This is a genomic window from Escherichia sp. MOD1-EC5950 (assembly GCF_002965345.1).
Taxonomy (GTDB): domain Bacteria; phylum Pseudomonadota; class Gammaproteobacteria; order Enterobacterales; family Enterobacteriaceae; genus Escherichia; species Escherichia marmotae.
In genome coordinates this window covers 130,106-139,248 of the sequence record NZ_PTSR01000004.1, presented here as the reverse complement: position 1 = coordinate 139,248, position 9,143 = coordinate 130,106, and the positions used below count along the sequence as shown (strand labels likewise).

Genomic DNA, 9,143 nt, shown 5'->3' with positions numbered 1-9,143 from the left:
CTCATTAAATTGACTTTGTGATTTGCAAAAAAATTATTTCAGGCATTGCGTCCTGATGTACTCCTGCAGGTAGTTAACCTGCGCGGTTATCCTGTCGATTCCGCTTCGGAGACGGTAATAATTGAGTTCAGCATCTGCTGTAAGTCTTGGACTTTCTCCATCGCCCATGCTGCTGGCTCCGGTCGTTGACTTTGCACAGGTGGCGGCGACTTGCAGGCGCTTACGACCAGCAGAAACATCAGCACGGAGACTTTCGATAGTCGCGTTAGCATCAGCAAGCTCCTTTGTATATCTGGCATCGAGTTCTGCTACGTCACGTTGACGCTTCTGCATGTCAGCGATTGTGGATGTGGCCTTATCGCGCTGTTCTTTGTAGGCGATTGCGTTATCACGGTAATGATTAACAGCCCATGACAGACAGACGATGATGCAGATAACCAGAGCGGAGATAATCGCGGTTACTCTGCTCATACCTCAATCTCTCTGACCGTTCCGCCCGCTTCTTTGAATTTTGCAATCAGGTTGTCAACCTTATGCTCGAACTGACCATAACCAGCGCCAGGCAGTGAAGCCCAGATATTGCTGCAACGGTCGATTGCCTGACGGATGTCACCGCGATCAATCATCGGTAAAGCGCCACGCTCTTTAATCTGCTGCAATGCCACAGCGTCCTGGCTTTTGGGAGAGAAGTCTTTCAGGCCAAGCTGCTTACGGTAGGCATCCCACCAACGGGAAAGAAGCTGGTAACGTCCAGCGGCTGTTGATTTGAGTTTGGGGTTTAGCGTGACAAATTTGCGAGGGTGATCGGAGTAATCAGTGAATAGCTCTCCGCCAACAATGACGTCATAACCATGATTTCTGGTTTTTTGACGTCCGTTATCAGTTCCCTCTGACCACGCCAGCATATCGAGGAACGCCTTACGTTGATTATTGATTTCCACCATCTTCTACTCCGGCTTTTTTAGCAGCGAAGCGTTTGATAAGCGAACCAATCGAGTCAGTACCGATGTAGCCGATGAACACGCTCGTTATATAAGCGAGATTGCTACTTAGTCCGGCAAAGTCGAGAAGGTCACGAATGAACCAGGCGATAATGGCGCACATCGTTGCGTCGATTACTGTTTTTGTAAACGCACCGCCATTATATCTGCCGCGAAGGTACGCCATTGCAAACGCAAGGATTGCCCCGATGCCTTGTTCCTTTGCCGCGAGAATGGCGGCTAACAGGTCATGTTTTTCTGGCATCTTCATGTCTTACCCCCAATAAGGGGATTTGCTCTATTTAATTAGGAATAAGGTCGATTACTGATAGAACAAATCCAGGCTACTGTGTTTAGTAATCAGATTTGTTCGTGACCGATATGCACGGGCAAAACGGCAGGAGGTTGTTAGCGCAGCCTCCTGCCACCCGCTTTCACGAAGGTCATGTGTAGAAGGCCGCAGCGTAACTATCACTAATGAATTCAGGACAGACAGTGGCTACGGCTCAGTTTGGGTTGTGCTGTTGCTGGGCGGCGATGACGCCTGTACGCATTTGGTGATCCGGTTCTGCTTCCGGTATTCGCTTAATTCAGCACAACGGAAAGAGCACTGGCTAACCAGGCTCGCCGACTCTTCACGATTATCGACTCAATGCTCTTACCTGTTGTGCAGATATAAAAAATCCCGAAACCGTTATGCAGGCTCTAACTATTACCTGCGAACTGTTTCGGGATTGCATTTTGCAGACCTCTCTGCCTGCGATGGTTGGAGTTCCAGACGATACGTCGAAGTGACCAACTAGGCGGAATCGGTAGTAAGCGCCGCCTCTTTTCATCTCACTACCACAACGAGCGAATTAACCCATCGTTGAGTCAAATTTACCCAATTTTATTCAATAAGTCAATATCATGCCGTTAATATGTTGCCATCCGTGGCAATCATGCTGTTAACGTGTGACCGCATTCAAAATGTTGTCTGCGATTGACTCTTCTTTGTGGCATTGCACCACCAAAGCGTCATACAGCGGCTTAACAGTGCGTGACCAGGTGGGTTGGGTAAGGTTTGGGATTAGCATCGTTACAGCGCGATATGCGGCGCTTGCTGGCATCCTGGAATAGCCGACGCCTTTGCATCTTCCGCACTCTTTCTCAACAACTCTCCCCCACTGCTCTGTTTTTGCTATATCAACCGCACGACCTGTACCGTGGCAATCTCTGCATCTTGCGCCCGGCGTCGCGGCACTACGGCAATAATCCGCATAAGCGAATGTTGCGAGCACTTGCAGCACCTTTGCCTTAGTATTTCCTTCGAGCTTTGCCACACCACGGTATTTCCCCGATACCTTGTGTGCAAATTGCATCAGATAGTTGATAGCCTTTTGTTTGTCGTTCTGGCTGAGTTCATGCTTACCGCAGAATGCAGCCATTCCGAATCCGGCCTGTGATTGTGCCATCCCCATAGCAGCCATCACATCAGTACCGGAAAGAGAGTCAGAAGCCGTGGCCCGTGGTGAGTCGCTCATCATCGGGCTTTTTGGCGAATGAAATTTAGCTACGCTTTCGAGTCTCATGGTCTTCCCCTCTTGCCCTGTTTGACCATCAGGACGCCGTTAACTATTACGTGACGCTCGCCTTTGCTGTCTCGGTTGTACTTGAGCACTGTTCCTCTTGCGCAGGAAAGAATCCTCGCCACTTCGGTCTGATTTCCTCGTGTCTGGATAAGAAGCTCTGGTATCGTTTGAATTGTGGCGTTCATACGTTCTCCAGTTCGGTGATTTTTATTCCAAGCCGTCCGCCTGGTACTTTCACACCACGAATTACGCGAATGTCATCGAATTGCTCGTCGTCTTCCGCAAATCCGGCGTGGATAAGAGAGTCGAGTAAACCTTTCAGGATGTTATCGAGGTCGCGGCGGCGGGAGTCTGGAACGTCTGCGATGACTTTGATGCGGAGTCGTGATTTGGTGAAAATGTCTAACTTGAGTTGGCGGATTATTTGCTGAACTTCTTTTCGGTATTTCTGGCCTTTATCGCTGATGTAGTATTGGTTTCCCCGTCTTCGCCAGTAGGTATTCACCGACGGCGGGTATGGAAGCACAAACTGATATTCGTTCATGACTTAATCTTCCCCTCCTTCAGCAGTATCGCCTGCGTCCTGATTACGCCTTCGAGGTGGTAAAGTCTGGCGTCTTTGTTGTCGAGGTTATGGGTGCGTCGGTCGATTTCATCGTGACACGAGCTACAAGCCCATGCGCCGATCAGGTCGTCAGGTTTCATTCCCGTTCCGCAAATTCCAGCCATCCGGTAATGTGCCAGAACTGTAGTTTCAGGATTGCCATTGCATACGCCGTAAATACGTACCTGACATTCTCTGCCGCGCGCTTCTTTGCGTAGGTTAGCCATTAAGCAGCCTCCCCTGTTACTTTCAGCATTCCGTTATCGAGCAGCTTTCTGGTCAGCCACTGTTGACCACGCCCGGTGATTTTTGTGGTGAACGATATCTGTATTCCGTGATTTGTGTTGACCGCTGTTTCTTTCACTGTGAAATAGCCGCGATCCATATATTCCTGCATTGGCACATTTCGCCGGGAACCTGAAGCAATAAGGATTTTGTGATCGCGCATCCATGCAAACAGTTTGTTTGGACCAATACCGACAACCTTTGCAAAGTTTCCAATCAAAATTCCGCTGGCCTCGCCAACGCGATCGGCAAACTCAACTTTAGGTGCGGCAATTGCGAGCTGGTTTTCCAGTTGCATTTTCTGCTCAGCAAGGTCAGCAGCAAGGCGCAACGCTTCCGGTAGCGTTTTGGGGATATTAACCGCAGCTTCTTCAAGCTCTCGCCAACGGTCAACAAGACGAGCGGTGAATTCCGGCGACAACTGGGCTACAACGACAATACTGTCTCGCTTACCTTGTTCGCCCTCAAAAACGTAAGCCTCTACGCCACGAAGTAATCCTAAGTTATTGATTTTTTCGAAAACCACCATTGGGGGATTTCGGATCACACCTCGAGCCGCCAGTCGTTCAATAGATTGTTTCACCTTGTCATGACGACTTCCCACCAACTCAGCGATTTCAATGCTTGTCATTTTGATGGCATTGCCATTTATTAACTCATTCATCGTCTTCTTCCTCGTACATTGAGCTATTCGGATCGCTCATCAGTTCTGCGCAGCAATCGGAGCACACGTGAACTTCCAGAAAATGCAGCTTTTGACCGCAATTAGCGCACGTTAAAGCTCGCTCGACGCTTTCTTTCTGGTATTGAAGGGATTGGGATGGGCTAAGCATTATTGGCGTCCTGCATCATGAGAAATACAATCATGGCGGCGCGGAGTGGGTTGTTGTCTATGGTAATAAATTCACAAAATCTATCTGCCTCCCACCAATATTCATTCTTCATTCCAGGATTATTTCTTTCGTATGCACATATGCTGATATGATGTTTTGCGATTACAGGCCATGAGGCGCTCGGATCATTGCAGTAGTCAGGTAAAGGGTTTAATGGCTCAAAAGTTGTATCAGCATTTCCGTAATACCATTTGTTGGTGTTATTCCCTGATGTTTCCGGTTTACATGCCCAAAGGCCTTTAAAAATTATGTCTCCTACCATTCTGTTAATTTCAAAATCACTTAACTGTGAATAATCCATTGTCATTTCCTCGCACGATGTCTTAGCCACCGGATATCCCACAGGTGAGCCGTGTAGTTGAAGGTTTTTACGTCAGATTCTTTTGGGATTGGCTTGCGTTTATTTCTGGAGCGTTTCGTTGGAAGGTATTTGCAGTTTTCGCAGATGATGTCGGTGAAACTTCGTCGCTGTCGCCTCATGCCGCCCTGTCTCCCCATCTTGCTTTCCACTCCAGAGCCAGTCTCGCTTCGTCTGACCACTTAACGCCACGCTCTGTACCGAATGCCTGTATAAGCTCTAATAGCTCCGCAAATTCGCCTACACGCATCCTGCTGGTTGACTGGCCTATTACCACAAAGCCATTCCCGGCAAGGTTAGGAACAACGTCCTGCTGCTTTAATGCTGCGGTAAACACACACTTCCAGCTTTCTGCATCCAGCCAGCGACCATGCCATTCAACCTGACGAGAGACGTCACCAAGGCAAGCCCAAAGCTTTCGATTCTGGTCTAAGCTGCGGTTGCGTTCCTGAATGGTTACTACGATTGGTTTGGTTGGGTCTGGAAGAATTTGCTGTACTGCGTGAATAGCGTTTTGCTGATGTGCTGGGGATCGAATTTCAAAGGTTAGTTTTTTCATGACTTCCCTCTCCCCCAAATAAAAAGGCCTGCGATTACCAGCAGGCCTGTTATTAGCTCAGTGATGTAGATGGTCATTGCTTCATCTCCCTTTCCATTTCATCAATGTCAACGTCATCAGGAAGATGGGAACAATACGCTGCTATACCATGATGATTTATCTCATACCCTTTAAACGTTACCATCTGGCGCGTAATCTCAACTTCGTTCAGGAATCCGTCATCGCATAACTGCCTGGCTATTTTCGATTTGGTCTGGATTATTGGTAGTGCCTGTTCTTTCAAAGCGCATGATATTTGTGCATCCCATGCCTTTTCGAGAATGGCTAATTGTTTTTTATTCATTTAATACTCCGTCACGTTTTCCTGTCGCCACGCCTCGTCATATTCCGATTTCGGCATATTGGCGATGTAGCTATATGGCGATCCTGATTCAAGTTGCAGGAACTGGTGCGATTGCTCGTCAAGGAACAACGGGACACCACCTTCCCAACCTTCGCCGTTACGTTGTTTTTCAAGCATCAAAACAGATGCCGGAGATGCCAGTAGCTGTTCGTCCTTCTCTGACATCTTTTCACCACTCTGAACTCTCTGTAACGCTCTCTCACGAGCCTTGTTACGCCAGATGATGAAAAGGTTGTCTGTCAGGTCTGTTATCGCTCCAGAGCCTTTTACGTCCATTTTCCCGGTTGGTTTTTCTTCGCTGTCTCCTTTTCGCGAGTGAGTAACGAGAATGACGTGGGAGTTTGTTTTGTTTTTGAAGTCGCAAATCGAGTCAACAAACGCTTTCTGCCCGTTATAGTCATCGTCGCCTATGCCACATTTCATCAGGCTGTCGATGATGAATAACTGGATACCGTATCGGCGGCGAGCGTAGTCGAATATTTCGATCAGCCTGTCGGCTTTCGCCGTTCCGGTCAGGCCAAACACCCAAAGTCTTTCGTCATAAAATTTAAATGCAGAGTCAATTTCCAGCACTGGCGGCATCTTGCAGCACGTCGCCTGACGGGTAAGGCGCTTAAGGAGAATACCAGGCTTCAGCTCAAGTGACGCGATGCACGTCTTCACACCCTGACGCATTGCCTCAAGTGCCATATGCCCGACAACCTCCGTTTTTCCGTGACCGTTCACACCATTGACCAGCGTCAACTCTGCCTCACGGAACTGGAATTTATCTGCCAGAGATTTCCACGGTGGATTAAACAGATACTGCTGCTTGCCGTAGAAAGCGTTGATAGTGTCCTGGTAAAACTCTCGCGCGCTGTAGAGTTCTTCGGGGTCGAAGTAGGATGCCGTGCCGATGTACTGCCAGATTTCATCCTCGGTAACACCGTTCATCAGGCATTCGTTGATGTCTTTGTACGGCAGTGTAACAAGACGGCAACGATGTTCACCGAGTCGGCTTGCGATTTCCCTTGCGGCTTCACGACCAACATCATCAACGTCCATCGAGATGAATATTTCCTCAAACCTGTCGAGATTGTGATACTCAAACTCAATCCACTGCTGCTTAGCGCCTTTCCCGCCACCAAACGGCACGGATAACGCCGAGATGCCGTATTGCGCATAGCTCATACAATCAATTTCGCCTTCGCAAAGTACAACCGCCCTCACGCCAGCGTCCAGAGCCTGCCATCCGAACAGACAAGGTTCGCAATCACCTTCTGCCATAATGACTTTCTTCCCGTCCGGGCGCTCAGTGCTGATTCGCTTGACCTGCAACAACTCACCATCGCGTTTGTACGGAAGCACCAGAGCATCCAGTTCCCGCTCTCCATTCCACACCTTGCCGCTGACAACCTCGTAGCGCTTTACGATTTCTGGCGATATGCCACGCGATTGCAGGTACTCAAGATGGGATTCTGTTCTGGTAACGTAGCGGGCGATTTTCTTGCGGTCAGGTCTGGAGAATTTTTTCTCACGTTTGGCATCGAAATGGTGATCGTCATCCTTGATACCGAGAAATGCTTTCGCTTCCTGCATAGCCTGATGCAGGTTAATTCCACGACATGCCATCCACAAATCAAGCATGTCACCGCCGTCTCCCTCAGCGAAATCAGCCCATTTTTTCTTGCCGCTAATGTTGACCTTAAGGCTGTTTCCCTTGTCACCGTTGACGTTACCGGCAACCCACTCATGCCCCTCTTTCTTGCCGTTTGGCAACAGGTGCGGAGCCACCCTGTCAACCTGCGCCCAAAGCAGGTCGCTCAGTTCACTTGGAGTCATTACGCTGACCTCAGATCGAGACGGTTAAACCAGAACTCAACGAATGCAGAACTAAGCCAGCCATGGTTATAGCCAGCGATAAGTAACGATTTGATTCTGGATTTCATGGTTCACCTGTCGAAAAACACGTAGCCAGTTTTCGATACGGTGATTGCGGATGATGGTTTGGATTGTGGTTGAATAGTTTCTGGCTTCTCGTCGTTCCAGCGTTGACCGTTCAGGTAGCTCGATGGTAACAACCTGTCGAACCCGAACTGCTTACCGAGCCTGCACGCAATGTCTTCTGCCAGCATCGTGGCAAACTCGCTTGCCGTCCCCCTGGTAGTTTTACGCCATTCCCTGAACTGTGTTCTGAATGCTGAAGCTGCGTTTTTCTTCCCGGCTTTCCGCATGCCTGCACACCAGAATATTTCCTCGAATGCCTTGTCGGTTTCTTCGTGACGGTCAGGAGTTTTTTCACACTCTGTTCGGACATGTTCGAACATAATGTTTTTAGGTTCATTGACTGGTTCAAAAGAGTGATAGGTTCTGGGGGCAGCTCCTGCCCCACCTGATTCTGGTTGGATTTGTTGTGCATTATCCAGCGTCAGATAAAAAACGTTTGACTGGTTAAGCTCTCCTTTTCTTCTGAATTCCCTTTTCAAAAGCCCCATCTCTTCCAGTGCCCTAATGTGACTTTTTACTGTCGATCTGCTCACCTCACACTGGTCAGCGACATGTTGATATGAAGGCCAGCATTCGCCATTATCATTGGCGTTATCGGCAAGTTTAATCAGAACCAGTTTTCTCAGTGGGTTGCCAACCTTTATATTCATGGCCTTAGCCATAAGATTCATGCTCATTTTGACTTCTCCGAAGTTTTGTACCTGTTAAGTATTTCTCTCAGTGGCACAGCTATTGCTGGATTAACCCCCTGATAAAACTGGTCACGTAGCACATCTTTTCGGTGATTAACGCGTTTATTTTCCTGCGTTTTTCGCATATAATTACCTCGTTGGATGTTATTAAAATTCCATTTGTATTTGATCAGAACGCTCGGTTGCCGCCGGGCGTTTTTTATTGGTGATTCCATCAAGCGCATACTTAAAAGCCCTACTAATCGGACTGATGTCTGATGCCATTCCGAAAGCACACAAGACCGAAGCAATAAATCTCCAGTCCGTTCTGCTTATCTTTGATTCATGACAGCCAATCATCTTTGCCAGACCGCGCTGTGTAAGCGTTGACAGGTTGATGAGTAAATCTGTTTCTGCGCGATCAACGTCACGCTGTGATAGTTTGCTGTAACTTGTTTGTTCCATTTCTTATGATTTCCAATAGTGAATATTACGCATCTGTTGATGCGTTTTTTGTGGGGACGAATCATCCCCGACCTGATTGTTTAAAGAGCGGTGTTACTTATGCTGCCTGATTCGGTTTTGGAAACAGGTGTGGCAAATCGGGGCGAATTTCGTAAGCCTTGATCTGCCCTCCAGTGGCGTTAACGATGGCGGTAACTTTCTCTGGAGAGACCAACCCGCCTTTCAGCCATTTGTGTACTGCTGGCTGCGTTACACCACACTTGTCGGCAAGGCGCTTTTGGCTACCGACAATTTTCAAGGCTCGTTGAATTACTAAATTCATGAGCATACCTCTTGTGGTCATTACTTATAACCAAAGATAACTCAAG

At 48.2% G+C, this 9,143-nt stretch carries 17 protein-coding genes; all 17 read right to left on the bottom strand.

Annotated elements, in window-relative coordinates; all coding sequences use genetic code 11:
• Positions 1-33: 33 nt before the first annotated feature.
• Positions 34-471: a lysis protein gene (locus tag BEA93_RS07560; RefSeq protein WP_060617796.1), complete on the bottom strand. Its 438-nt coding sequence runs from the start codon at positions 469-471 to the stop codon at positions 34-36.
• A complete protein-coding gene (locus BEA93_RS07555) occupies positions 468-944 on the bottom strand; it encodes a glycoside hydrolase family 24 protein (protein WP_105224411.1) in 477 nt (158 codons plus the stop codon). Before BEA93_RS07555 ends, BEA93_RS07560 begins: the two co-directional genes overlap by 4 nt.
• Positions 928-1,251 (bottom strand): phage holin, lambda family, encoded by a 324-nt coding sequence (locus BEA93_RS07550; RefSeq protein WP_000783734.1) that lies wholly within the window; start codon positions 1,249-1,251, stop codon positions 928-930. The genes BEA93_RS07555 and BEA93_RS07550 overlap by 17 nt, the downstream gene beginning before the upstream one ends.
• A gap of 676 nt (positions 1,252-1,927) precedes the next feature.
• Complete coding sequence (locus BEA93_RS07540; protein WP_001235461.1) at positions 1,928-2,551, bottom strand: antitermination protein; 624 nt, start codon at positions 2,549-2,551, stop codon at positions 1,928-1,930.
• Positions 2,548-2,736, bottom strand: coding sequence for a phage NinH protein (locus BEA93_RS07535; protein WP_024008439.1), 189 nt, complete (start codon positions 2,734-2,736; stop codon positions 2,548-2,550). The genes BEA93_RS07540 and BEA93_RS07535 overlap by 4 nt, the downstream gene beginning before the upstream one ends.
• Positions 2,733-3,095 carry a RusA family crossover junction endodeoxyribonuclease gene (locus BEA93_RS07530; protein ID WP_105224410.1) on the bottom strand — a complete coding sequence of 121 codons (363 nt, stop codon included), beginning with the start codon at positions 3,093-3,095 and terminating at the stop codon, positions 2,733-2,735. Before BEA93_RS07530 ends, BEA93_RS07535 begins: the two co-directional genes overlap by 4 nt.
• The gene (locus BEA93_RS07525; RefSeq protein ID WP_087897448.1) at positions 3,092-3,382 is read right to left on the bottom strand and encodes a DUF1364 domain-containing protein; all 291 of its coding nucleotides are present in this window, start codon (positions 3,380-3,382) and stop codon (positions 3,092-3,094) included. Before BEA93_RS07525 ends, BEA93_RS07530 begins: the two co-directional genes overlap by 4 nt.
• Complete coding sequence (locus BEA93_RS07520; protein ID WP_064236819.1) at positions 3,382-4,104, bottom strand: phage antirepressor KilAC domain-containing protein; 723 nt, start codon at positions 4,102-4,104, stop codon at positions 3,382-3,384. The genes BEA93_RS07525 and BEA93_RS07520 overlap by 1 nt, the downstream gene beginning before the upstream one ends.
• The gene (locus tag BEA93_RS07515; RefSeq protein ID WP_105224409.1) at positions 4,097-4,273 is read right to left on the bottom strand and encodes a protein NinF; all 177 of its coding nucleotides are present in this window, start codon (positions 4,271-4,273) and stop codon (positions 4,097-4,099) included. Before BEA93_RS07515 ends, BEA93_RS07520 begins: the two co-directional genes overlap by 8 nt.
• A complete protein-coding gene (locus tag BEA93_RS07510) occupies positions 4,266-4,634 on the bottom strand; it encodes a phage protein NinX family protein (RefSeq protein WP_047624827.1) in 369 nt (122 codons plus the stop codon). The genes BEA93_RS07515 and BEA93_RS07510 overlap by 8 nt, the downstream gene beginning before the upstream one ends.
• 2 nt (positions 4,635-4,636) lie before the next feature.
• Positions 4,637-4,813 (bottom strand): NinE family protein, encoded by a 177-nt coding sequence (locus BEA93_RS07505; protein WP_001254220.1) that lies wholly within the window; start codon positions 4,811-4,813, stop codon positions 4,637-4,639.
• Positions 4,810-5,250 (bottom strand): recombination protein NinB, encoded by a 441-nt coding sequence (locus BEA93_RS07500; protein ID WP_000736903.1) that lies wholly within the window; start codon positions 5,248-5,250, stop codon positions 4,810-4,812. The genes BEA93_RS07505 and BEA93_RS07500 overlap by 4 nt, the downstream gene beginning before the upstream one ends.
• A 73-nt stretch (positions 5,251-5,323) precedes the next feature.
• Positions 5,324-5,593, bottom strand: coding sequence for a hypothetical protein (locus BEA93_RS07495; protein ID WP_001036029.1), 270 nt, complete (start codon positions 5,591-5,593; stop codon positions 5,324-5,326).
• Complete coding sequence (locus BEA93_RS07490) at positions 5,594-7,474, bottom strand: toprim domain-containing protein (protein ID WP_105224408.1); 1,881 nt, start codon at positions 7,472-7,474, stop codon at positions 5,594-5,596.
• Between the two features lie 110 nt (positions 7,475-7,584).
• Positions 7,585-8,316: a helix-turn-helix domain-containing protein gene (locus tag BEA93_RS07485; protein ID WP_053905147.1), complete on the bottom strand. Its 732-nt coding sequence runs from the start codon at positions 8,314-8,316 to the stop codon at positions 7,585-7,587.
• A 162-nt stretch (positions 8,317-8,478) separates the two neighbouring features.
• Positions 8,479-8,775 (bottom strand): CII family transcriptional regulator, encoded by a 297-nt coding sequence (locus BEA93_RS07480; RefSeq protein WP_105224407.1) that lies wholly within the window; start codon positions 8,773-8,775, stop codon positions 8,479-8,481.
• Between the two features lie 97 nt (positions 8,776-8,872).
• Positions 8,873-9,097 (bottom strand): transcriptional regulator, encoded by a 225-nt coding sequence (locus tag BEA93_RS07475; protein ID WP_001054987.1) that lies wholly within the window; start codon positions 9,095-9,097, stop codon positions 8,873-8,875.
• Positions 9,098-9,143 lie beyond the last annotated feature (46 nt).